General features: G+C 61.4%; 20 protein-coding genes and 1 riboswitch. Of the genes, 3 read left to right on the forward strand and 17 right to left on the reverse strand.

The features are described from left to right. Positions 1-95 precede the first annotated feature (95 nt). Positions 96-2,720, reverse strand: coding sequence for an alanine--tRNA ligase (gene alaS, locus PMI20_RS25650; RefSeq protein ID WP_007921567.1), 2,625 nt, complete (start codon positions 2,718-2,720; stop codon positions 96-98). 146 nt (positions 2,721-2,866) lie between these two features. Next, the gene (gene ltaE, locus PMI20_RS25655; RefSeq protein WP_007921565.1) at positions 2,867-3,871 is read right to left on the reverse strand and encodes a low-specificity L-threonine aldolase; all 1,005 of its coding nucleotides are present in this window, start codon (positions 3,869-3,871) and stop codon (positions 2,867-2,869) included. Positions 3,872-4,082: 211 nt separating this feature from the next. Continuing rightward, a riboswitch (FMN riboswitch) is annotated at positions 4,083-4,254 on the forward strand. A gap of 122 nt (positions 4,255-4,376) precedes the next feature. On the opposite strand from ltaE, the gene PMI20_RS25660 reads away from it, so the two are divergent. Beyond that, a complete protein-coding gene (locus tag PMI20_RS25660; protein ID WP_007921563.1) occupies positions 4,377-4,883 on the forward strand; it encodes a 6,7-dimethyl-8-ribityllumazine synthase in 507 nt (168 codons plus the stop codon). 186 nt (positions 4,884-5,069) lie between these two features. Here the strand turns inward: PMI20_RS25660 and astE are convergent, their stop codons facing one another. From astE to acs, 14 genes are all read right to left on the reverse strand, one after another. Next, positions 5,070-6,080 carry a succinylglutamate desuccinylase gene (gene astE / locus PMI20_RS25665; RefSeq protein ID WP_007921561.1) on the reverse strand — a complete coding sequence of 337 codons (1,011 nt, stop codon included), beginning with the start codon at positions 6,078-6,080 and terminating at the stop codon, positions 5,070-5,072. 13 nt (positions 6,081-6,093) lie between these two features. Then, positions 6,094-6,381, reverse strand: a complete 288-nt coding sequence (locus PMI20_RS25670; RefSeq protein ID WP_007921560.1) for a hypothetical protein — start codon at positions 6,379-6,381, stop codon at positions 6,094-6,096. Between the two features lie 63 nt (positions 6,382-6,444). Beyond that, on the reverse strand, positions 6,445-7,791 hold the full coding sequence (astB, locus tag PMI20_RS25675) for an N-succinylarginine dihydrolase (protein WP_007921558.1): 1,347 nt from the start codon (positions 7,789-7,791) through the stop codon (positions 6,445-6,447). Between the two features lie 207 nt (positions 7,792-7,998). Then, complete coding sequence (gene astD / locus PMI20_RS25680) at positions 7,999-9,468, reverse strand: succinylglutamate-semialdehyde dehydrogenase (protein WP_177323774.1); 1,470 nt, start codon at positions 9,466-9,468, stop codon at positions 7,999-8,001. Continuing rightward, positions 9,465-10,490 carry an arginine N-succinyltransferase gene (astA, locus tag PMI20_RS25685; RefSeq protein ID WP_007921553.1) on the reverse strand — a complete coding sequence of 342 codons (1,026 nt, stop codon included), beginning with the start codon at positions 10,488-10,490 and terminating at the stop codon, positions 9,465-9,467. The genes astD and astA overlap by 4 nt, the downstream gene beginning before the upstream one ends. A gap of 82 nt (positions 10,491-10,572) precedes the next feature. Continuing rightward, positions 10,573-11,592, reverse strand: a complete 1,020-nt coding sequence (gene aruF, locus PMI20_RS25690) for an arginine/ornithine succinyltransferase subunit alpha (protein ID WP_007921551.1) — start codon at positions 11,590-11,592, stop codon at positions 10,573-10,575. Between the two features lie 133 nt (positions 11,593-11,725). Further along, positions 11,726-12,946, reverse strand: coding sequence for an aspartate aminotransferase family protein (locus tag PMI20_RS25695; RefSeq protein WP_007921549.1), 1,221 nt, complete (start codon positions 12,944-12,946; stop codon positions 11,726-11,728). A gap of 327 nt (positions 12,947-13,273) precedes the next feature. Further along, positions 13,274-14,254, reverse strand: coding sequence for a transcriptional regulator ArgR (argR, locus tag PMI20_RS25700; protein WP_007921547.1), 981 nt, complete (start codon positions 14,252-14,254; stop codon positions 13,274-13,276). Between the two features lie 114 nt (positions 14,255-14,368). Continuing rightward, positions 14,369-15,133, reverse strand: coding sequence for an ABC transporter ATP-binding protein (locus PMI20_RS25705; protein ID WP_007921545.1), 765 nt, complete (start codon positions 15,131-15,133; stop codon positions 14,369-14,371). A 23-nt stretch (positions 15,134-15,156) separates the two neighbouring features. Continuing rightward, positions 15,157-16,269 carry a succinylglutamate desuccinylase/aspartoacylase family protein gene (locus PMI20_RS25710; protein WP_007921544.1) on the reverse strand — a complete coding sequence of 371 codons (1,113 nt, stop codon included), beginning with the start codon at positions 16,267-16,269 and terminating at the stop codon, positions 15,157-15,159. A 1-nt stretch (position 16,270) separates the two neighbouring features. Then, positions 16,271-16,969 carry an ABC transporter permease gene (locus PMI20_RS25715; protein ID WP_007921542.1) on the reverse strand — a complete coding sequence of 233 codons (699 nt, stop codon included), beginning with the start codon at positions 16,967-16,969 and terminating at the stop codon, positions 16,271-16,273. Further along, on the reverse strand, positions 16,966-17,655 hold the full coding sequence (locus PMI20_RS25720) for an ABC transporter permease (protein WP_007921541.1): 690 nt from the start codon (positions 17,653-17,655) through the stop codon (positions 16,966-16,968). Before PMI20_RS25720 ends, PMI20_RS25715 begins: the two co-directional genes overlap by 4 nt. Before the next feature lie 91 nt (positions 17,656-17,746). After that, the gene (gene aotJ / locus PMI20_RS25725; protein ID WP_007921537.1) at positions 17,747-18,523 is read right to left on the reverse strand and encodes an L-arginine-binding protein AotJ; all 777 of its coding nucleotides are present in this window, start codon (positions 18,521-18,523) and stop codon (positions 17,747-17,749) included. Positions 18,524-19,218: 695 nt separating this feature from the next. Continuing rightward, positions 19,219-21,174: an acetate--CoA ligase gene (gene acs, locus PMI20_RS25730; protein WP_007925196.1), complete on the reverse strand. Its 1,956-nt coding sequence runs from the start codon at positions 21,172-21,174 to the stop codon at positions 19,219-19,221. Between the two features lie 412 nt (positions 21,175-21,586). Here acs and PMI20_RS25735 point away from each other — a divergent pair, with 412 nt between their 5' ends. Both PMI20_RS25735 and PMI20_RS25740 read left to right on the forward strand, forming a co-directional pair. Further along, positions 21,587-21,850: a DUF2790 domain-containing protein gene (locus tag PMI20_RS25735; protein ID WP_007925194.1), complete on the forward strand. Its 264-nt coding sequence runs from the start codon at positions 21,587-21,589 to the stop codon at positions 21,848-21,850. Between the two features lie 873 nt (positions 21,851-22,723). Next, positions 22,724-23,971 (forward strand): ribonucleotide-diphosphate reductase subunit beta, encoded by a 1,248-nt coding sequence (locus PMI20_RS25740; protein WP_007925192.1) that lies wholly within the window; start codon positions 22,724-22,726, stop codon positions 23,969-23,971. A 133-nt stretch (positions 23,972-24,104) separates the two neighbouring features. On the opposite strand, the gene PMI20_RS25745 is transcribed toward PMI20_RS25740, so the two are convergent. After that, on the reverse strand, positions 24,105-24,818 hold the full coding sequence (locus tag PMI20_RS25745; RefSeq protein WP_007925191.1) for an acid phosphatase: 714 nt from the start codon (positions 24,816-24,818) through the stop codon (positions 24,105-24,107). Positions 24,819-24,833 lie beyond the last annotated feature (15 nt).

Here is a 24,833-nt window from a genome sequence, read left to right on the forward strand (position 1 = left end):
TCTAAGCCGCCTCAGCCCGTAAAGGGGCGCCCATTAATCAATCAAACTGCGCAGCTCCAAAGCCCGCCACTAGACGACGGGCTCGGCTTGGAACCTTAAATCCCCTGCTCGACAAACGGAACGGTCAGGGCCAGCGCGGCATCCAGCGCAGCGGCATCGACACCACCGCCCTGCGCCATGTCCGGACGACCACCGCCCTTCCCGCCCACTGCCGCAGCGGCTTGCTTCATCAAATCACCGGCTTTGAGTTGGCCAGTCAGGTCCTTGGTTACGCCCGCAACCAGTACGACCTTTTCCTCATGGACACTGCCGAGCAGGATCACTGCGCGACCGAGTTTGTTTTTCAACTGATCGACCAACGCCAGCAGCGCCTTGCCGTCCTGGCCGTCCAGGCGCGCCGCCAGCACTTTCGCGCCTTTGACATCCAGCGCCTGCGCCGACAGGTCGTCGCCAGCGGCACTGGCGGCCTTGGCCTGCAGCTGCTCGAGTTGTTTCTCCAGCAGGCGGTTGCGCTCCAGCACGGCCGACAGCTTATCGATCAGGTTGTCACGGCTGCCCTTGACCAGGGTCGCCGCTTCCTTGAGTTGCTCTTCCGCAGCGTTCAGGTACGCCAGTGCCGCGGCACCGGTGACGGCTTCAATACGGCGTACACCCGAAGCGACGCCACCTTCGCTGATGATTTTCAAAAGGCCGATATCACCGGTGCGGTTGGCGTGGATACCGCCACACAGTTCAACGGAGAAATCGCCGCCCATGCTCAGGACACGCACGCTGTCGCCGTACTTCTCGCCGAACAGCGCCATGGCGCCCTTCTGCTTGGCGGTGTCGATATCGGTTTCTTCGGTTTCCACCGCGGTGTTCTTGCGAATCTCGGCGTTGACGATGTCTTCCAGGGCCTTGATCTGCTCTGGCTTGATCGCTTCGAAATGGCTGAAGTCGAAACGCAGGCGCTGACTGTCGACCAGCGAACCCTTCTGCTGTACATGCTCGCCCAGCACCTGGCGCAGAGCGGCGTGCAGCAAGTGGGTGGCCGAGTGGTTCAGCGAAGTGGCGTGACGCACTTCCGCATCCACCTGGGTTTGCACCGGTGCACCAACGGTCAGGCTGCCGCTGGCCAAGACGCCGTGATGCAGGAAAGCCCCGCCGGTCTTGGTGGTATCGCGCACGTCGAAACGCGCATTACCCGCTTGCAGGTAACCGCAGTCGCCGATCTGGCCGCCCGACTCGGCATAGAAAGGCGTCTGATCGAGAACGACCACGCCCTCTTCGCCTTCACTCAGCACGTCGACCGATTGCCCTTCCTTATAAAGAGCAACCACCTTGGCCGAACCACTGGTGACGTGATAACCGGTGAACTCGGTGGCCACATCGACCTTGACCAGGCTGTTGTAGTCCATGCCGAAGGAGCTGGCGGAGCGGGCACGTACGCGCTGGGCTTCCATCTCGCGCTCGAAACCTTCCTCGTCGAGGGTCAGTTCACGCTCACGGGCGATGTCGCCAGTCAGGTCCATCGGGAAACCGTAGGTGTCATACAGCTTGAACACCACGTCGCCCGGTACCACCGTGCCTTTGAGTTCGGCCAGGTCCTGCTCGAGGATCTTCAGGCCCTGCTCCAGGGTCTTGGCGAACTGCTCTTCTTCGGCTTTCAGCACGCGCTCGATGTGTGCCTGCTGGGATTTCAGTTCCGGGAAGGCTTCGCCCATCTCGGCGACCAGCGCGGCCACGATCTGATAGAAGAAGCTGCCCTTGGCGCCCAGCTTGTTGCCGTGACGGCAAGCGCGGCGAATGATGCGACGCAGGACATAACCGCGGCCTTCGTTGGAAGGCAGCACGCCGTCGGCGATCAGGAAGCCGCAGGAACGGATGTGGTCGGCCACGACTTTCAAAGACGCCTGGGCATCGTTGGTGCAACCGATGGCTTTGGCCGCCGCGTTCAGCAAGCTCTGGAACAGATCGATTTCATAGTTCGAGTGAACATGCTGCAGGACCGCACTGATCCGCTCCAGACCCATGCCGGTATCCACCGACGGCGCTGGCAACGGATGCAACACGCCATCGGCGGTGCGGTTGAACTGCATGAATACGTTGTTCCAGATCTCGATGTAACGGTCGCCGTCCTCTTCCGGCGAGCCCGGTGGGCCGCCCCAGATGTCGGCGCCGTGATCGTAGAAAATCTCGGTGCAAGGACCGCACGGGCCGGTATCGCCCATGGTCCAGAAGTTGTCGGAGGCGTATGGCGCACCCTTGTTGTCGCCGATACGGACCATGCGCTCGGCCGGAACCCCGACTTCCTTGGTCCAGATGTCATAGGCCTCGTCATCGCTGGCGTAGACGGTGACCCAGAGCTTTTCTTTCGGCAGGTTCAGCCACTTGTCGGAGGTCAGGAACGTCCAGGCGAAAGTGATGGCGTCACGCTTGAAGTAATCGCCGAAACTGAAGTTGCCCAGCATTTCGAAGAACGTGTGGTGACGGGCGGTGTAACCAACGTTTTCCAGGTCGTTGTGCTTGCCGCCGGCGCGTACGCATTTCTGGCTGCTTACGGCGCGGGTATAGGCGCGCTTTTCCTGGCCCAGGAAGCAGTCCTTGAACTGGTTCATCCCCGCGTTGGTGAACAGCAGGGTTGGGTCGTTGCCCGGAATCAAAGAGCTGGAGGCTACACGGGTGTGGCCTTGCTCTTCGAAGAAGCGAAGGAAGGCTTCACGGATTTCTGCGCTTTTCATTAGGTTCTTCCACGGAGACTGCGGCCAAAGGCCTGTGCGAAACGTCATCAGACGAAACGACGGCAAAGGGCCGCATTATATCGGCCCTGAGCTTGGGGTACAGCGTGTTTATACGATAGAGACGGTCAATTGGACGGCTAACACTGTCAGTTGCGGGAAAAATCGATAAAAGTCCCGACGACCTGCTCGATTTGTGCACGACTGACGTCCATATGGGTGACCATCCGCAGCCGCGACGCGGCGCTCAGCCTGATCCCGCGTTCGCCGGCGAAGGCCTTGAGCGCTTCTGCCCTGTCGCCCATCGCGACATAGACCATGTTGGTCTGCACCGGCTCGACCCCATAGCCCGCCTCACGCAGCCCCTCCGCCAGCAACTGGGCATTGGCGTGGTCATCGGCCAGGCGCGCTACGTGATGATCGAGCGCATACAGGCCCGCCGCGGCCAGGATTCCGGCCTGGCGCATGCCACCGCCGACCATCTTGCGCAGGCGCCTGGCCTTGCCGATCAGCTGCGCCGAACCGCACAGCACTGAGCCCACCGGCGCGCCCAGGCCCTTGGACAGGCACACCGAAACCGAATCGAAGTGCTGGGTGATCTGCCGCGCATCGACACCCAGCTTGACCGCCGCGTTGTACAGTCGCGCGCCGTCCAGGTGCAGGGCCAGGCCATGCTCACGGGTGAAGGCCCGGGCCTGCGCCAGATAGCTCAATGGCAGCACCTTGCCCTGCATGGTGTTTTCCAGCGCCAGCAGGCGGGTACGGGCAAAGTGGAAATCATCCGGCTTGATCGCCGCGGCCACCTGGGCCAGGTCCAGCGAGCCGTCGGCCTGGACTTCCAATGGCTGTGGCTGGATCGAACCCAGCACCGCCGCGCCGCCGCCTTCGTACTTATAGGTATGCGCCTGCTGGCCGACGATGTATTCGTCGCCACGCTCACAATGGGCCATCAAGCCCAGCAGGTTGCTCATGGTGCCGGTCGGCACGAACAGCGCTTCGGCGAACCCCAGGCGCTGCGCCAGTTCAGCTTCCAGGCGGTTGACCGTTGGATCTTCGCCGTAGACATCATCGCCCGTGGCCGCCGTGGCCATAGCTTCCAGCATGCCTGCCGTGGGTTGGGTAACGGTGTCACTACGAAGATCGATAACGCTCATGAATCAGGCCTCGGCAAGGGGACGCGAACGTCGCTGCGGATAAGGAAATTCTTTCGAACTGAATTACTACGGGCACAACCGCGATTTATCAAGGCCCACCCGGGAAAAGCCCAGCGATGGACATGAAAAACCGATGTTTATCATCCAAACGCCGCAATGCACCGCCGAAAAATATGTGTTACAAACTCACCGCCGCCGCAAAGCCCGGTGGCAACGTTCTCAGGGCGGGGTGCAATTCCCCACCGGCGGTAATTGCGCGCAATGCGCATAGCCCGCGAGCGCTTGGCGACAGGCACCGCTTCGGCGGCGAATGACGGCAAGGTCAGCAGACCCGGTGTGATCCCGGGGCCGACGGTCATAGTCCGGATGAAGAGAGAACGGGATTGGCACCAAAGGGCCGTCTACAGACCTGCACGCGACTGCTTGTGCGCCTGGCCGGTACGTACCCTTAAATCCCTTTCGATTCATAACGCCCTGTTTTTCACACAAACAGGAGTCAGAACAGATGCAACCCACCGCAATCGATAGCAAAAGCAAACAGCATCACGGCGAACGTGTGGCGTTTATCCAGGCCTGCTGGCACAAGGAAATCGTCGACCAGAGCCGCAAAGGGTTCGTCAGCGAAATGCTCGCCCAGGGTTATCAGGAAAGTGATATCGACTTCTTCGAAGTCGGCGGCGCCTTTGAAATTCCACTGCACGCCAAGCTGCTGGCCAAGTCCGGTCGTTATGCCGGCATCGTCGCCGCGGGCCTGGTGGTGGACGGCGGTATCTACCGCCACGAATTCGTCGCCCAGTCGGTGATCAGTGGCCTGATGCAGGTCCAGCTGGAAACCGAAGTGCCGGTGTTCTCGGTGGTCTTGACCCCGCACCACTTCCACGCCGGCGAAGAACATCAGAAGTTCTTCTTCGAGCATTTCGTGCACAAGGGCCAGGAAGCGGCGAAGACCTGCGCCGACACCCTGCACAAGACTCGCGCCCTGCGTCGTCCTGAGCAGCGGGTAGCGGTGTAAGCGTCAGACGCTGAAAGCAAAATCGCGAGCCAGTTCGTTCCTACAGGGATCGAGCTGGCTCGCGATGCTTTTTGTGGCCACTGCCGCAGGCTGCGATAAGGCCCGCAGGGCCTTCTAATCAACCTCAAAAGCGGCGCCCGCTACGCGGTCGATCGCAGCCTTCGGCAGCGGCTACAGATTGCCGTATCAGGCCAGGCCGTCAGCCGTGGTCGGCACGATCAGGATCCCGGCACGCAGGCCGTTCTTCACCTTGGGGTTTGGGAAAATGATCCGCGCGCCCTCCTCCTCGACTATCCAGCGGGTCTGGGCGATATCGTCGGCCAGCAGGTAACCCACTTCCAGTTCGGAGAAGTTCTCGATGTCCGCCGGCAGATGCAGGTGGAAGGTATCGCTGTGCTTGATGATTTCCCGAGCGACGCTGAACAGCTGCAAGCCATCCAGCTTCTCCTCCGCCATAGGCGGTTCGCGGCCTTCGATGATCTGCTTGAGGCGGGTTTCCAGACGCTCGACATTCACCCCCTGGTTCTGCCCGAACGGCCGGGCCTTGCCCAGCTCCAGGGTGAAAGACTCGGCGTCCAGCTTGTCGTAGGTATAGGAGCTGAACACGATGGACGGTTTGTTCTGCAGCAGCACCGCCTGCATGCCCGCGGCCCGCAGGCGCGCCAGTTCCCGGCGCGAGTGCTGGCGACCTTCTTTCCACGGATACAGGGCGAACTGTTCGATCTTCGAACCGCGGATCGCCGTGTGCAGGTCGTAGTGCAGGCGGGTACGCTCCGGCAGGCTGAAGAAACTCGCCGCCAGGCGCTCCAGCTCGCAGGCGCGCAAGGCTTCATTGCCGCTGCTTTGTTCATGCCGGCCATTGAACAGCCGGTTGATGTCCTGCTCGATGAAACGCTCGCCGCGGCGCATGGCCTCGGGGTTGCCGAACAGGAACAGAATGCGTGCGCACGGCTTGAGGTCGCCGCGGGCGATGTCGTGCAACAGACGGTCGAGCAACTCGATCGGTGCCGTCTCATTGCCGTGGATGCCGGCCGACAACAGCACATCCATGCCATTGTCCCGCGCCTGGGGTGGCCGGACTTCCAGCGCACCTTCGCTTAGCCAGCGCATCCGCACGCCGTCGACAGTCAGTTGAGTCTTCTCCGCCGGTTCACGACCGGCGAGGGTCAGTTCAAGCAGTTTGCCGAGGGCGAGCATAGAACGTTATTCCTTAATGGTCGTGCTGGCAGTCAGGGCCGTGCACGTGATCGTCGTCACCAGCGTCGGCCGGTTCCATTTCCAGTTGCAGACTTACCAGATTAGTCGCCAATGGGCGCAGCAGCAGGTTGGCGTATTCTTCGTCGCCTTCCTCGACGTCCACGCCGATCAGCAGCTGGCCGCGGCCGTCCTGCTGGATCCACAGTTCCTTGCCTTGCCACATCACGGCAACGCGGGTGCAGGAAGTTTCCAGTTGAGTGCCGTCGGTGTCTTCAAGGATCAGCTGCAGGGTATCGCTCATTTATTACGCTCTCATCTGGAGGTAAAGCGGCGCGCCTGGATCAGCAGAAGCAGGCGCGGGCTTTTAATTGATCTGGAATGGATAAACCGCGCCCAGTTTAAGGATTTGCGTCAGTTCATCCAGTGCCGTCCGGCACTCAAGCAGCAATTGCGGGTCCGCCAGATCGTTTTCGCTCAGGCGGTCGCGGTAGTGCTTGTCGACCCACTGGGTCAGCGTGCCGTACAACGGCGCGGTCATGATAACCCCTGGGTTGACCGCCGCCAGCTCGGTTTGATTGAGCGCGACCCGTAGCCGCAGGCACGCCGGGCCACCGCCGTTCTGCATGCTCTGCTTGAGGTCGAAGACTTTCACTTTGCGGATCAGGCCGCCGGAGCTGGTCAGGCTTTGCAGGTACTGCCAGACACGCTCGTTGCCGCGGCACTCTTCCGGCACGATCAGCAGCATCGAGCCATCGGCGCGGGACAGCAGTTGACTGTTGAACAGATAGGAACGCACCGCGTCTTCCACCGTGACCTGCGAGCGCGGCACACAGATCGACTGGAAGTTGCCGCCGCGCTTGCCCAGCTTGGCCTGCAGCTCGGCGAGCATCTTGTCGGTCTCGAGGAACGCGTCCTCGTGATAGAACAGCACTTCGCCGTTACCCACCGCGATCACATCGTTGTGGAACACACCCTGGTCGATCACCGACGGGTTCTGCTGGGCATACACCACACCGTCGTCGCTCAGGCCGTGCAGGCGGGCGACGGCCTGCGAGGCTTCCAGGGTCTGGCGCGCCGGGTACTTCTGCGGTGCCGGGTAGCGGGTATCGAAGGCGCTGCGACCGAAGACGAAGAACTCGACACCGGCTTGGCCGTAGTCACGGCAGAAACGGGTGTGGTTGGCCGCACCCTCATCGCCGAACTGCGCCACCGCCGGCAACGCCGCGTGATGGGCGAAGTGTTTCTGGTCGGCGAACATCGCCCCCAGCACGCGACTGGTGGTCGGGTGCTCGATGCTGCGGTGATATTTGCAGTTCAGGTTGGCGGCGGTGAAATGCACGCGACCGTCAGCGGTGTCGGCGCTCGGGCTGACCGTGGCGGCGTTGGCCACCCACATGCTCGACGCCGAGCAACTGGCGACCAGCAGCGGCATCGCATCCTTGGCGGCGCGCTCGATGACCTGCGCATCGCTGCCGGCAAAACCCAGCCGACGCAGGGCGGCCACGTCCGGGCGTTCCTGGGGTGCCAGCACGCCTTGCTGGAAACCCATTTCCATCAGCGCTTTCATTTTCGCCAGGCCCTGCAGCGCGGCCTCCTTGGGATTGGAAGACTGCTGGCTGTTGCTCTGGGACGCGACGTTGCCGTAGGACAGGCCGCCGTAGTTATGGGTAGGCCCCACTAGACCGTCGAAATTGACTTCATAGGATTTCATCAGCGAGGCTCCACGAGAATCTGTTGTTATAGGCATCGGTATCAGTACATGTCTTGAGGCCGTCGGCGCCCGCTTCGCGGGACGATCGCAGCCTGCGGCAGCGGCTACAGGGTTACCACAACCACCGACGCCCCACCGCTCTCTGTAGCCGCTTCGCAGGCTGCGATAAGGTCCACAAGACCTTCCGGCAATCTACGGTGCAACCCATCACCCCAGGCGTACACCCGGCGTCAGCGCGCTCGGCAAGGTCAGGCTCGAGGCTTCCAGCGACGCCACCGGGTACGCGCAGTAATCCGCCGCGTAATAGGCACTGGCGCGATGGTTGCCCGAGGCACCCACACCGCCGAACGGCGCGCTGCTCGCGGCACCGGTCAGCTGCTTGTTCCAGTTGACGATACCGGCCCGGCTTTCCAGCCAGAACTGCTGGTAACGCGCCTCGGAATCCGACAGCAGACCCGCTGCCAGACCGTATTGGGTGTCGTTGGCCTCGGCGATCGCCGCTGCGAAATCGGCGTAGCGAATCACTTGCAGCAAGGGGCCGAACAGTTCTTCGTCCGGGCGCTCGGCCACCGCGGTCACGTCGAGAATGCCCGGGGTCAACAGCGCGGCCTGGGCCTGCGGCTGGGTCATTTCCAGCAGCGCCACGGCGCCATTGGCCAACAGGTTTTCCTGGGCCTGCATCAGTGCGCGGGCAGCGCCAAGGGAAATCACCGAGCCCATGAACGGTGCCGGCTGCTGGTCGAACGTACCGACCTCGATGGTCGAGCTGACCGCCACCAGGCGCTCCAGCAACTGATCGCCCCAGGCGCCTTGCGGCACCAGCAGGCGGCGCGCGCAGGTGCAACGCTGGCCGGCGGAAATGAAGGCCGACTGGATAATGGTGTAGACCGCCGCGTCCAGGTCCGCGACCTGGTCCACCACCAGCGGATTGTTACCGCCCATCTCCAGCGCGAGGATCTTGTCCGGGCGGCCGGCAAACTGCTGATGCAGGTGATTACCGGTACGACTGGAACCGGTGAAGAACAGACCGTCGATCCCCGGGTTGCCAGCCAGGGCGATGCCGGTTTCCCGCGCACCTTGCAGCAGGTTCAGAACGCCCGCCGGCAGGCCGGCTTCGATCCAGCACTTGACGGTCAGCTCGGCGACTTTCGGGGTCAGCTCGCTGGGCTTGAACAGCACGCTGTTACCCGCCAGCAGCGCAGGAACGATATGCCCGTTAGGCAGATGGCCTGGGAAGTTGTAAGGGCCGAACACCGCCACCACGCCATGGGGCTTGTGGCGCAATACTGCGGTGGCGTCGCCCAGCGGGCCGCTCTTCTCACCGGTGCGTTCACGGTAGCTCTGCACCGAAATCGCGATCTTGTTGACCATGCTGGTCACTTCGGTGACGGCTTCCCACAGCGGCTTGCCGGTTTCCTCGCCGATGCAGCGCGCCAGTTCGTCGGCATGGCTTTTCAGGCTGGCGGCAAAGGCTTCCAGCACCGCGATCCGCTCGTCCAGCGACCGCTTGGCCCAGGCCGGGAATGCCTGGCGCGCGGCCTGCACCGCACTTTCAACCTGGGCGACGGTGGCGCCGTTGCCCGACCACAGCACCTGCTGGGTCACCGGATTCAAGGATTCAAAGGCTTCGCCCTGGCCTGGCAGCCATTGGCCTGCGATGTACAGCGTGTTCATTATTTCGACTCCCGGGAAGCAGACAGCGCAACGGCACGGACCTGATCGCCCGCATTGAGTTGCAGGCGTTTGGCGGTCAGTGCATCAACCACCAGGGTGCCCGACGCGAAGCGCGCGGGTGCGGCGGTGATCCGGCAATCCTCGCGCTTGCGGTTATGAATCAGGAAAGGCGTGGCGTCGTCGCCCGGCGTGCCGATGGCCAACACCAGCGCCTGGCTGTCGCGCACCGCGCGGATCTTGGCGGTTTCGCACTCCACCGCCGGGCCGGCGTCGAAGATGTCGACGTAACCCTGGTAGCTGAAGCCCTCGCTCTTGAGCATGGCCAGTGCCGGCTCGGTATCGGTGTGCACCTTGCCGATCACGTTGCGCGCGCCCTCGGAGAGGAAGCAGGTGTACAGCGGGAACTTCGGCATCAGTTCGGCGATGAACGCCTTGTTACCCACGCCGGTCAGGTAGTCGGCCTGGCTGAACTCCATCTTGAAGAAGTGCCGGCCCAGGCTTTCCCAGAATGGCGAGCGCCCGGCTTCATCGGACATGCCGCGCATCTCGGCGATGATCTTGTTGCCGAACAGCTGCGGGAATTCGGCGATGAACAGCATGCGTGCCTTGGCCAGCATGCGGCCGTTGAGGCCGGTGCGGTAATCGGCATGCAGGAACAGCGAGCACAGCTCGGAATTGCCGGTCAGGTCGTTGGCCAGGAACAGCGTCGGAATCTCGCGGTAGATGTTCAGCTCCTGGGAGGCGCTGACGGTCAGGCCGACCCGGAAGTTGTACCAGGGCTCGCGCAGGCCAACGGCGCCGGCGATCGCGGAAATCCCCACCACGCGGCCGTTGTCGTCCTCGAGCACGAACAGATAATCCGCATCGCCCCGCTCGGCTTCGCCACGGAAGGTCTTTTCCGCCCAGCCCACGCGGTGTTTCAGGCGTTCTTCGTTGGCCGGCAAGGTGGTAAGGCCAGTACCGGTGCTGCGGGCCAGGTCGATCAGAGCGGGTAAGTCGCTGCTGCGTACGGGACGAACGATCATGCTATCTCCTCAGACGGGCGCCGCTGACGGCCCCCGCGAAACTCGCTGCTTTCCAGGATTCTTCCGGCATTTGCCGCAGCCGTTAAACCGCCACCAGGCGCACGCTGGCACCTTCGCCGACGCCCAGGGCTTCGGCCGCTTGCAGATCCAGGGTCACCGGCTTGCCCGGCGCGTAATCCAGCTCCAGCATCACCGCGCGGTAATCCTGCAACTGCGCATTGGCGACCAGGTACTGGCGTCCGCCGCCCTTGGCGACCTCGCCGATCTTCACCGGCACCACGCGGCTCTGGGCGATCGAGCGGATCCCCGAGACCCGGGCGTGCAGGGTCGGGCCACCGTCGAAGATGTCGATGTAATGGTCGGTCTCGAAGCCTTCGCGCATCAGGATGTCGAAGGTGATCTGCGCCCGCGGGTGCACCTGGCCCATGGCTTCCTGCGCGGCATCCGGCAGCAGCGGCACATAGATCGGGTAGTGCGGCATCAGCTCGGCGAGGAAGGTGCGGCTTTTCAGCCCGCACAGACGCTCGGCGGCGGCGTAGTTGAGGTCGAAGAAGTTGCGGCCGATGGCGTCCCAGAACGGCGAGTCGCCGTTCTCGTCGCTGTAGCCGACGATCTCGGTCACCACCGAATCGGCGAAACGCTCCGGGTGGCTGGCGACGAACAGCAGGCGACCGCGGGAATTGAGTTCCGACCACGGCGAACCCACCAGCTCCGGGACCACATAGAAGCTGGTCAGCAGGCTGTTGCCGGTCAGGTCGTGGCACTGGGAAAGCACGTGGATCTTGTTGTGGATCTTCAGCTCGCGGGAGGCGTGCACGAAGGTCTCGTTACGGAAGCTGTAGAACGGCTCGGAGTAACCGGCCGAGGCGACGATGGCCGAGCAACCGACCAGCTTGCCGGTTTCGGTGTCCTCAAGGACGAAGAAGTAGCTCTCCTCGCCATTGAAGCTCACCTCGGCGGCGAACGAAGCCTCGCTTGCGGCGATCTTGTCGCTCAGGCGTTCCACGTCATCCGGCAAGGAAGTGACACCAATCGGGCTGTCCGCAGCCAGACGCTGTACCTCGCCCAGATCAGCCATTTGCGCGGGGCGCATCACCAGCATGGTGTCACTCCTTACTCGAAACAGGCCGGCCAGGAGGCCGACTCAGGGAAAAAAATGCCGGGACAGCCCGGCACCGAAAATAGGGCTCGACGCTTGCCCTGAAAGCAAGCGCCGAGGAGTACCGCGGCCCGAATCAGGCCTGGGTCAGCTTGGCGACCGCGCGCTCGAAGCGCTGCAGGCCTTCTTCGATGTCCGCCTCTTCGACCACCAGGCTCGGGGCGAAACGCACCACGTCCGGGCCGGCCTGGAGGATCATCAGGTTTTCTTTTTCAGCGGCGTTGAACACGTCCTTGGCCTTGCCTTTCCAGGCATCGCTGAGCACGCAACCGAGCAGCAGGCCCAGGCCACGCACTTCGGTGAACAGGCCGTACTTCTCGCCGATCTGCAGCAGGCGGGTCTTGAAGCGATCGTGCTTGGCCTTCACACCGTTCAGCACTTCGGGCGTGTTGATCACGTCGATCACAGCGCCGGCCACCGCGCATGCCAGCGGGTTGCCGCCGTAGGTGGTGCCGTGGGTACCGACCACCAGGTGCTTGGCCAGCGCCTCGGTGGTCAGCATCGCAGCAATCGGGAAACCGCCGCCCAGGCTCTTGGCGCTGGTCAGGATGTCCGGGGTCACGCCGTAGTGCATATAGGCGAACAGCTCGCCGCTGCGGCCCATGCCGGTCTGCACTTCGTCGAACACCAGCAGCGCGTTGTGCGCGTCGCACAGCTCGCGGGCGCCTTGCAGGTAAGCCTGCTCGGCCGGCAACACACCGCCTTCGCCCTGGATCGGCTCCAGTACCACCGCGCAGGTCTTGTCCGAAATCGCCGCTTTCAATGCCGCCAGATCGTTGTAAGGAACGTGGGTGATACCGGTGATTTTAGGACCGAAGCCATCGGAGTATTTCGACTGGCCGCCGACGTTCACGGTGAACAGGGTGCGACCGTGGAAGCTGTTGAGGGCCGCGATGATTTCGTATTTTTCCGCGCCGAAACGATCGAAAGCAACACGACGGGCCAGCTTGAAGGCGGCCTCGTTGGCCTCGGCCCCGGAGTTGCAAAAGAACGCGCGCTCGGCAAAGGTGGCATCGACCAGCTTGTGGGCCAGGCGCAGGGCCGGCTCGTTGGTGAAGACGTTGGATACATGCCACAGCTTGTTGGCCTGCTCGGTCAGCGCCGCGACCAGCGCCGGATGGGCGTGGCCCAGTACGTTGACCGCGATCCCGCCGGCAAAGTCGATCAGCTCTCGGCCCGACTGATCCCAGACTCGGGAACCCGCGCCACGCACAGGAATGAAAGCCGCAGGTGCATAGTTGGGAACCATGACCTGATCGAAATCGGCGCGTTGCACCGGAGCTTGCTCAACGGACATCGGAGTCTCCTGAAGAGGAACGCCTGCCTGAAACTGGCGAGCGATGGGGGGGATTGTAAGGACAGTTTTCTGCCCGGCCTTGTCGCCAAGCGACAACTTCTTATAGCGCCAACCCCGGTTTTACGCGGGTTTACGGCAATGCGACAAATAGCGTCGCAAAGGCGCAGTTTAAACTGCTGGAGGCTTTAACGGCAGGATTGTCCAACGATTTGCGCCACACATTACGGCGCCATCGCGAGCAAGCTTCGCTCCTACAGAAGAATGCATTCCGTGTAGGAGCGAAGCTTGCTCGCGATAGCAATTTGACAGGTAAAACGAAGAGGTGGATTAACCGCGCTCGGAAGGCACCGAAGACAGTTCGAACGGGCTGCTGCTGCGCCGCTGGTTGCGGTCCTCCCGCGGCGTGGCGCCGAAGAAGTTGCGGTAGGCGCTGGAGAAATGCGGCCCCGAGGAGAAACCGCAGGACAGGCCGATCTGGATGATCGATTTGCTGGTCTGCATCAGCATCTGCCGCGCCTTGTTCAGGCGCAATTCCAGGTAGTACTGGCTCGGCACACGATTGAGGTATTGCTTGAAAATCCGCTCCAACTGCCGACGCGAGACGCACACATGCTGGGCGATTTCGTCGGTGGTCAGCGGCTCCTCGATATTGGCCTCCATCAGCAGCACCGCCTGGGTCAGCTTCGGGTGACTGGAGCCCAGGCGGTTCTGCAACGGAATGCGTTGGCGCTCGCCGCCTTCGCGGATCCGCTCGACCACCAGTTCTTCCGAGACCGCGCCGGCCAGTTCCGCGCCGTGGTCACGGGCCAGCACCGCCAGCAACAGATCCAGCACCGACATCCCGCCGCAGGCCGTCAGGCGATCGCGATCCCAATCGAACAGATGGCTGGTGGCGATGACCTTGGGGAAACGCTCGGCGAAATCGTCCTGCCAGCGCCAGTGCACCGCCGCCCGATAACCGTCGAGGAACCCCAACTGCGCCAGGGGGTACACGCCGGCGGACAAGCCGCCGATCACACAGCCGGCACGCACCAGTTGCTTGAGCGCGCTGCTCAGGGCCGGCGCCAGGGTGGCAGGCGGCTCATCGGCCAGCAGGAACAGTTTCTGGCAGCCTTCGAGCTTGCCCGACCAGGGCTCACCGGGCAGTTGCCAGGCGCCGTCGGCCGGAGCCTCGGCCTGCAGGAAGGCCAGTTCGTAGACCACTTCCGGATGCACGCGCTGAGCGACACGCAAGGCCTCCTCGGCCAGCGCCAGCGTCAAGGCTTTAGTGCTGGGCCAAATCAGGAAACCAATTCGATGGGCAGTCATGGCGGGCAATCCGAAACGAAAACAGTGTTAGAGGCCAAAGGCGGCTGCAACCAAATTAGACCATCTGGCGCGCGGCGCGCAGCATGACCTAATTTGGTGCATTACGGGAGCGATTTACTTCAGGCTGCCCGAGAGGAATTGTTGCAAACGTTCCGATTGCGGATTGACCAGCACTTCGCGCGGGTTGCCGCTCTCTTCCACCAGGCCCTTGTGCAGGAATATCAGCTGGTTCGAGACTTCACGGGCAAAGCCCATTTCGTGGGTCACCACCACCATGGTCCGGCCTTCCTGGGCCAGGGCCTGCATCACTTTCAGCACGTCGCCCACCAGCTCGGGGTCGAGCGCCGAAGTCGGCTCGTCGAACAGCATGACCTCAGGCTCCATCGCCAGCGCCCGGGCGATCGCCACGCGCTGCTGCTCACCGCCGGACATGTGGCCCGGGTAGGCATCCTTGCGATGCGCCACGCCGACCTTGGCCAGGTAGTGTTCGGCCTTTTCACGGGCTTCGGCCTTGGGTACGCCGAGCACATGCACCGGCGCTTCCATGATGTTTTCGATGGCGGTCATGTGCGACCACAGATTGAAATGCTGGAACACCATCGACAGGCGCGAACGCATGCGCTGCAACTGTTTTGGATCGGCCGCCTTCAGGGCGCCATCCTTGTTCGCCACCAGCTTCAACTCTTCATTGTTCAGCAGGATCTTGCCGGCGTGCGGCTGCTCCAGCAGGTTGATGCAACGCAGGAAGGTGGATTTGCCGGAGCCACTGGAGCCGATGATGCTGATCACATCGCCAGCCGCCGCTTTCAGGGACACGCCCTTGAGCACTTCGTGACTGCCATAGCGTTTATGCAGGTCTTGGACTTCAAGTTTGTACATGCTGTCGGTTCTCACAAAAGCAGTCAGTCGTTGAGCAAGCGCCCGTGCCGCAGCGCTTCGCGCCCCGCCACCTTGGCCAGCCAGAAACCGGGTTGGGCGTAACGCAGCCGCTCAACGGCGAACAACACGCCGCTGGTGCCAGCACACAGGGTGCTGACCCGATCGGATAAGGGATCAATCACTTCAAAAATCGGCTCGCCCTTCTCCACCCAGCTACCGGCCGGACGCAGAAAACTCACCACGCCGGGATGCGGCGCAAACAACAATTCGGTGCCTTCGAAAGGCATGGCCTCACACGCTTCATGCTGCGGCGCCGGCCATTCGCCCGCGATCAGCCCCTGCTCGGCGAGGAACGCCAGGATGCCTTCGGCGTGCGCCTCGGCTTGCGGGCGACCGGTGTCGGCCTGACCGCCCAGCTCGAGGGTGGTCGCCAGGCAGGCCAGCGGAATCTGCGCCTGCGGGAACTGGCGCGACAGGCGCAGCCAGGGCAGCGAACAGGCCTCGTCGAACGAGCTGCCGCCGGAGTCTTCCGCCAGCAAGCCGACCCGCACGTTCAGATGGGCTGCCAGCGAACGCCACTGCGGCCAATGCTGCGGCAAGGCGTACATATGCAGCGCCGCTTCCGTATCACAGTGCAGGTCCAGCACCACGTCCGCGGTGCAGGCATGACTCAGGAGAATACGCTGCATGCCTTGCAGCTGGCTCGATGGCGCCGGCAGTTCAGCCAGCACATCACTCATGGCCTGGCGAATCACCTGGATATTGGCGTGCGGGTCATCCCCCAGGCACCCTTCCAGGCGAGCCGCGACTGGCACACTCAGCTCGACGAAATCGCGATTGAAGTTCTTGCCACTACCGGCCTCGAACCGCCCCTGGTGATTGCCCTGCAACAGCTGCCCCAGGCCCATCGGGTTGGCCACCGGCACCAGTTCGATCACGCCGTTCAGCGCGCCCTGGGCTTCCAGTTCGGCCAGGCGCTTTTTCAGCTCCCAGGCGGTGCGCATCCCGGGCAGTTCGTCCGCATGCAGGCTGGCCTGGATATAGGCCTTGCGCTCGCCGTGGCCGAAACGGAACACCGAGATCTGCCGCTCGCTGCCCAGGTGGCTCCATGGCAATGCGTGGTCAATGCGCTCCATATCAGTGCTTCCGCGGCGCCAGGTAACGCAGCCAGCGGCCTTCGGCCAGCTTGAACAGGCGCACCAGGATAAAGGTCAGGCACAGGTAGAACACGCCGGCGGTGATGTAGGCCTCGAACGGCAGGTAGTACTGCGCGTTGACCGTACGGGCCGCACCGGTGATGTCGATCAGGGTCACGATGGAGGCCAGGCTGGTGGTCTGCAGCATCATGATCACTTCATTGCTGTACTGCGGCAGCGCCCGGCGCAAGGCCGACGGCAGCAGGATGCGGGCATACATTTTGTAGCGCGACATGCCCATGGCCTTGGCCGCTTCGATCTCGCCGTTCGGCGTGGCCTTGAGGCTGCCGGCGATGATTTCGGCGGTGTAGGCGCTGGTGTTGATGGCGAACGCCAGGCACGCACAGAAGGTCGCACTGGACAGCCAAGGCCAGAGGAAGCTCTGACGCACCACATCGAACTGCGCCAGGCCGTAGTAGATCAGGAACAGTTGTACCAGCATCGGCGTGCCGCGGATCACATAGGTGTAGAGCCAGGCGCTGAGGTTGACGATCGGCTGCTTGGACACCCGCATCAACCCCAGGGGCAGCGCCGCCAGCAGGCCGAAGAACAGCGACAGGGCCAAGAGTTTCAGGGTGGTCAGCAAGCCGCTGAAATACAGCGGCAAGGCCTCATAGATGACGTTGTAGTCGAAGATCATAGATCAGCCGCCCTTACGCCTACCGAGTAGCGCTTCTCAAGGTGACGCAATGCCAGCAACGAGACACTGGTGATCACCAGGTACATCGCCGCCACCGCGAGGAAGAAGGTGAAAGGCTCACGGGTGGCGTCAGCCGCCTGCTTGGCCTTGAACATCATGTCTTGCAGGCCCACCACCGAAATCAGCGCGGTGGCCTTGGTCAGTACCAGCCAGTTGTTGGTAAAGCCCGGAATCGCCAGACGGATCATCTGCGGCACCAGCACCCGGAAGAACACCTGGAAGCTGTTCATGCCATAGGCCATGCCCGCTTCCGCCTGCCCCTTGGGAATCGCCATGAAGGCACCGCGGAAGGTTTCCGACAGGTAGGCACCGAAGATGAAGCCCAGGGTGCCGATACCGGCAGCCAGCGGGTTCAGGTCGATGTAGTCGTCGTAACCCAGCATGGGCGCGACACGGTTGAGCAGGTCCTGGCCGCCGTAGAAGATCAGCAGGATCAGCACCAGGTCGGGAATCCCGCGGATCACCGTGGAATACAGGTCGCCCAGCCACGCCAGCCAGCGCACCGGCGAGAGACGCAGCGCGACCCCGATCAGACCCAGAACGATGGCCAGGGCCATGGACGACAAGGCAAGCTGAAGCGTCAGCCAAGCGCCATCGAGGATGACAGCCCCGTAGCCTTTCAACATGATTCAGGTCCTCGAAAATTCGGATGAAAAAATGGCGCAAACTTCAGAGATTCTGCTGCTTGCGCCATCTCGGACTTGCTGATTCGACGATTTACTGGCCGTAAATGTCGAAGTCGAAGTACTTGTCCTGGATTTGCTTGTACTTGCCGTTCTCGCGAATGGCAGCGATCGCACCGGTGATCTTGTCTTTCAGCGCATCGCCTTTGCGTACGGCGATACCCACGCCGTCGCCGAAGTATTTGCTGTCGGTGAACGCCGGGCCGACGAACGCGAAGCCTTTGCCGGCGTCGGTTTTCAGGAAGCCGTCATTCAACAGGGTAGCGTCTGCCACGGTGCCGTCGAGGCGACCGGCCGCCACGTCCAGGTAGATCTCGTTCTGCGAGCCATATGGCTTGATCTCGGCACCCAGCGGAGCCAGCACTTCACGGGCGAAACGCTCGTGGATCGAACCACGCTGCACGCCGATGTTCTTGCCCTTGAGTTCGGTCAGGCCGTCGCTGACCTGGGTACCGGCCTTCATGACCAGGCGCGCAGGGGTGTTGTAGTACTTGCCGGTGAAGTCCACGGACTTCTTGCGGTCGTCGGTGATCGACATGGATGACAGGATCGCATCGATCTTGCGTACCTTGAGCGCGGGGATCAGGCCGTCGAACTCCTGCTCGACCCACACGCACTTGACCTTCATTTCTTCGCACAGGGCGTTGCCGATGTCGTAGTCGAAACCGACGATGCTGCCGTCCGGAGCCTTGGAGGCGAATGGAGGGTAAGCCGCTTCGATACCAATTTTCAGAGGCTTTTCATCGGCGAACGTCGGCAGGGAAAGTACGGAGGACAGTGCCAGGGCGCCAAGAAGCACGAGTTTCTTCATCTTAGGACTCCATCGGTAAAGGGCGAAAACGGCAGAGTGAGCGACAGCCCAATATGCGAATGGGTGGAACCTGATAGCGGTGCTGCGTCCTTGAGGACCTGGCCACGAACCTCATGCGGGTTCCCGGACAGGCAACGACGAGCGAGTGATCGGCATTCTAACGACAGGCCCGAAGCCGATATTTCCTCAATGCGACAACAAATTACAGAAGCACTGAGAAACCAGGTCGAGCACATTGACAGCTCTTCAGATTTATGCAAGAGCAAAAGACGGTAAACCAATCTGTGCTGCAAATTGCGGGCCTATTATTCGCAAAGCCTTCTATTCCGGCAAGCGCAGCGTTATGACTTATTTTTTACCACCCCCGCAAAGGCCCTGAAACAGGGCTTGGCGTTTCTCATTGCCCCGAATCCGGGCAGCGGGTTACACATTCCCCTCCTCCGGTAACATTCAGATACGCCTGATGGACATACCGATATTTATTCGATCGAAAAGCCGCTGCCTGTAGCCGCTGCCTGTAGCCGCTGCCGCAGGCTGCGATAAGGCCCGAAGGGCCTTTCAGGGCCTTCAAGAGCGCGTCTCCTGCGGAGCCGATCGCAGCCTGCGGCAGCGGCTACAGGGGGCGGCACTAACACCCATAAAAAAACCCCGCCCGGCACAAGGCCGGACGGGGCTTTCACTGAGACCGATTCGCCTTAGGCGACGTTCATGGTCTTGTGGGTATCGACCAGATGCTGCACCACGCCCGGGTCCGCCAGGGTGGAGATATCCCCCAGGCTGTCGTACTCCGCCGTGGCGATCTTGCGCAGGATACGGCGCATGATCTTCCCGGAACGGGTCTTCGGCAGGCCAGGCGCCCACTGGATGACATCCGGCGAGGCGATCGGACCGATTTCCTTGCGCACCCAGTTCTTCAGCTCCAGGCGCAATGCTTCGCTCGGTTCTTCGCCACCGTTGAGGGTGACGTAGACATAGATGCCCTGCCCCTTGATGTCATGGGGCACACCGACCACCGCCGCTTCAGCGACTTTCGGGTGAGCGACCATCGCGCTTTCGATCTCCGCGGTCCCCATGCGGTGGCCGGAGACGTTGAGCACATCGTCCACCCGCCCGGTGATCCACCAGTAGCCGTCTTCATCGCGACGGGCACCGTCACCGGTGAAGTACATGCCACGGAAGGTCTTGAAGTAGGTATCGACGAAACGATCGTGGTCGCCATACAGGGTGCGCGCCTGGCCTGGCCACGAATCGAGGATCACCAGGTTGCCTTCGGCGGCGCCCTCGATAATGTTGCCCAGGTTGTCCACCAGCGCCGGCACCACGCCAAAGAACGGACGCGCCGCCGAACCCGGCTTGAGGGCATGGGCGCCCGGCAGCGGGCTCATCAGGGTGGCGCCGGTCTCGGTCTGCCACCAGGTATCGACGATCGGGCAACGGGATTGACCGACATTCTTGTAGTACCAGTCCCAGGCTTCCGGGTTGATCGGCTCACCCACCGAACCCAGCAGGCGCAGGCTGCTGCCATCGGCGCCTGCGCAGGCGGCGTTACCCGAGGCCATCATGGCGCGGATCGCGGTCGGCGCGGTGTAGAGGATATTGACCTTGTGCTTGTCGACGATCTTCGCCACGCGGGTCACGTCCGGGTAGTTCGGTACGCCCTCGAACAGCACGGTGGTCGCGCCATTGGCCAGCGGGCCATAGACGATATAGGTGTGGCCAGTGACCCAGCCGACGTCGGCGGTGCACCAGTAGATTTCCCCCGGACGGTAATCGAATACGCGCTCGTGGGTCAGGGCCGCGTACAGCAGGTAGCCGCCAGTGGTGTGCTGCACGCCTTTGGGCTTACCGGTGGAGCCGGAGGTATAAAGGATGAACAGCGCTTCCTCGGCACCCATTTCTTTAGGCGCACAGACGGTACCGGCCACTTTCATCAAGTCTTCGTACCAGATGTCGCGATGCTGGTTCCACTTGATCTGGCCATTGGTGCGCTTGCACACGATGACCTTCTGGATGCTGCTGGTTTCCGGGTTGGTCAGCGCATCGTCGACATTGGCCTTGAGCGGAATCTTCTTGCCCGCGCGAATGCCTTCGTCGGCGGTGATCACCACTTTGGATTTGCAGTCGATGATCCGCCCGGCCAGCGCTTCCGGCGAAAAGCCGCCGAACACCACCGAATGAATCGCGCCGATCCGGGTACAGGCCAGCATGGCGACCACGGCTTCGGGAATCATCGGCATATAGATAGTCACCACGTCGCCGCGGTGCACGTCCTGGCCACGCAGGGCGTTGGCGAACTTGCAGACTTGTTCGTGCAGTTCGCGGTAGGTGATGTTGCGGCTTTCGGAAGGATCGTCGCCTTCCCAGATGATCGCGATCTGATCGCCGCGCTCGGCCAGATGGCGATCCAGGCAGTTGTAGGAAACGTTGAGGGTGCCGTCGGCAAACCATTTGATATCGACATGGTGATCGTCGAAAGAGGTCTGCTTCACCGTGGTGAAAGGCTTGATCCAGTCGAGACGCTTGGCTTGCTCGCGCCAGAAGCCGTCCGGGTTGACGACCGACTGCTGGTACATGGCCTTGTAGGTCGCCTCGTCAGTCAGCGTGTTGGCCGCAACCTCGGGACGAACGGGATACAGAGAAGCCGCACTCATCTTTCTTACCTCGGTGACATAGTTGTTGTTGTATGACCCCGTTGTAGCCGGGGCGGGCCTATAGAACCATTCGACGATGGTAGTAACAACCCCCAGCCGCCCCCCCTGAAAAGTGCTTTACCCCCTCTATTACGGGACTTGCGGTAGTTTCTGCAGTAAGTAGAAGACCGCTGCCAGGCCGCTGGGGGTCGTTTTTACCGGGATTGTTACAAAAACCGTCAATAGTGTTTATCAAAAGCACGCCTGTATAGCGCCTACTCAGGCGCCTAAAATCAACCTCGCCAACAAGGCAATGTGATTAACCAAGTTACAGCCCCCACGAAGGCAGTTAATCCAGACTTCTACTCAAGTTCCACACGCAGCCCCACAAAGGCTGCGTGACCCTACACGACCTTAGAAAGGTGAAATCAAAATGAAAGCTTTATTAATTCTGGCCCTCAGCAGTCTTTGCGTTACAGCAATGGCCGACGAGATCCCGACTGATGTCGCAAGCCAGCAACCGGCAGTAGAGGAATACTCTTATTCGTCCGACCTGGACATCGCCAAAGTTATATCCATGAGCGAAGTTCCAAATGTATGCGAAGTTGTACCTGCACGTATGGAATATGAAGACTCGAAAGGTCTGCGGCACATTCTGCAATACCGCGTCATGGGTAACGGCTGCTCTAACGGCTGATACCAAAGTTGCTCTTCAAGTTCCAACAATTGCCGGCCGCAAGAGATCTTTCTTGCGGCAAAGATGGCCAGATGCATAACTGAATCCAGACTGGTTGCAAGCCATCGCCCAATGCAGTGCGACCACGGCTTTCGCACTCCCCTTTTTCATCTGTCGAGCCACATTGCGGGGAGCGTTTCCATATCGCCCCAAGGGGCTTGATGATGGTCCGAAAATGCCTTCTCGAGCATCAAGAACGACCTCGGGTGGCAACCCGGGACAGTAGTGTTTCAAAGGTCAAAAATTGACCATCCAACACAAGATGTAGTGGCAAAAGCGTTTTTTTGCTTATTTTTTGAGCAAATTATCCGACTGACAATTTGCACCATGAATTGAACACAATCCTGTCTACCAAAGCCCACGACCTTCCCTGTAAGCCTTGTACTACGGGGCTTGCAGAGCATTGCGCGAAAAAGCCGAGGTCTCGGATCGCTTCCAGGCGGCAAAAAACCGCAAAACCGGGTGAAAAAAAATCTTTGCTGGCCAAAGCCTTGTAAACCCTCGCTCCGCCGCGATCACGCCCCTCGCCAACCGAATCGTGAGCCACTTCGTCGCACCACAGCGGCAAAAAAATCCCTATAATGCGGCCTTAAAACGGGCCTGCAATATTCCCTTACAGGGATAAACAGCCAATCCGAAGCCAGCGCAGGAGTCGACTCGGTCCTCTGCGCCCATAACCGCCTCGGAACTCCCGTACATATTTTTGTTTATTGCCTGCGTTAGCTGCCGCAACAAACGATTCCTTAAGATCCAACGCGGCCAGTTCGGCCGTGTGAAAAGCCAACCATCAGTTTTCACACGGGCATCTGGCCCTCACGCAGGAGACGACACGTCATGCTGAGCTGGGACGAATTCGACAAAGAAGAAGGCGAAGTCGCCGTTAAAGGCGCCAACGCCGGCCACGCTGCCGAAGCTGCCATGGACAAACTCGACAGCGCCGGTGGTGCCGCCGCTCTCGAAGCCCGCGCCGTAACCGCCAGTGATTCCGCTGCCGTTGCCCGTGCCAAGGCCTCTCTGGACCAGCTCGACATCGCCGAAGGCCTGGCCGAGTTGGAAGGTGCTTCCGCCCGTGTCGCCGTCGATGAAAAGCGCATGATCAACTGCCGCGCCGACCTCAACCAGCTGGTGCCATTCAAATACGACTGGGCCTGGCAGAAGTACCTGGACGGTTGTGCAAACCACTGGATGCCGCAAGAAGTCAACATGACCGCCGACATCGCCCTCTGGAAAAACCCGGAAGGCCTGACCGACGACGAGCGCCGCATCGTGATGCGCAACCTGGGCTTCTTCTCCACCGCCGACTCCCTGGTTGCCAACAACCTGGTACTGGCCGTGTACCGCCTGATCACCAACCCGGAATGCCGCCAGTACATCCTGCGCCAGGCGTTCGAAGAGGCGATCCACACCCACGCCTACCAGTACTGCATCGAATCGTTGGCCATGGATGAAGGCGAGATCTTCAACATGTACCACGAGATTCCATCGGTCGCCAAGAAAGCGGCCTGGGGCCTGAAGTACACCCGTTCGATCTCCGATCCGAAGTTCGAAACCGGCACCGTCGACACCGACAAGGAGCTACTGCGCAACCTGATCGCCTACTACTGCGTTCTGGAAGGCATCTTCTTCTACTGCGGCTTCACCCAGATCCTGTCCATGGGTCGCCGCAACAAAATGACCGGCGTCGCCGAGCAGTTCCAGTACATCCTGCGCGACGAATCCATGCACCTGAACTTCGGTATCGACGTGATCAACCAGATCAAGATCGAAAACCCGCACCTGTGGGATGCCGAGATGAAGGAAGAAGCCACCCAGATGATCCTCCAGGGCACCCAACTGGAAATCGAATACGCTCGCGACACCATGCCGCGCGGCGTACTGGGCATGAACGCGGCGATGATGGAGGACTACCTCAAGTTCATCGCCAACCGTCGCCTGTCGCAGATCGGCCTGAAAGAAGAATACCCAGGCACCACCAACCCGTTCCCATGGATGAGCGAAATCATGGACTTGAAGAAAGAGAAGAACTTCTTCGAGACTCGCGTGATCGAGTATCAGACTGGCGGCGCGCTGAGCTGGGATTGATTCCGAGCTCCTGCCCTGTGCCGATCTCGATCTGAATCGGCACAACGAAAGATCAAAAAAGCCCTGACTTGCTCAGGGCTTTTTTATTGGGACCCGGTATCCCCGACTCCAGGCAAATCATCCAACGCGGAACTCAATCGGCGGAGGCCAGGGCACCACGAATCTCCTTTTTCACCGCCTCGAAATCCGCCACCGCGCGGGGATCGTCCAGCAGCCGGGCCGCCAACACCGCGGCACTGATCTTTCCGCCCTCCAGGTCGCTGGGGAAATGCACACCGGCGATGACCCGGCTGTCGGCATTGATCTGTGCGCGGCTGAACAACTCGCTGCGTTTCTCCGGCAGCGCCATGCCCAGCAAGGTGGCATTGAGATAACCATTCATCGAGTGACCGCTGGGGTAGGAATCGCCCTCCGGTGGCGGCAATACCGGCTTCACCAGTGCCGAGGCTTCGTAAGGGCGCGGCCGACCATAGCTGTGCTTGGCCGGCATCAGGAATTGCACCAGGTCTTCCTGGGCCCGCCGGAAGAAGGCCCGGGTCAGGGGCAGGCGCTCAATGCTGAAACCGGCGCCGAGGGATTCCCTGGCGAAGTGGAACACGCTGTCTTCCCATTCATCATCCTGCTGGACCCGGCTCACCTGAGCGCTACTGCGTGCTGCCTGGGCCGCCAGCACGGCTGTCAAATCGCTTTGTTGCAACGATGAATCAACAGTTGGAGGTGGTGGCAGGTAGTCAGCCAGCCGGAACTGATTGGCCGGCAGATAAGGCAAGGCTGCCTGTTCCGCCAGGACGGCCCCGGTGCCGGACAGGGCCAGACAAAACAACAATGAACGCGCAAGAACAGGCATATGGAGGTCCTCGTT

The organism is Pseudomonas sp. GM17 (genome assembly GCF_000282175.2).
GTDB lineage: Bacteria > Pseudomonadota > Gammaproteobacteria > Pseudomonadales > Pseudomonadaceae > Aquipseudomonas > Aquipseudomonas chlororaphis.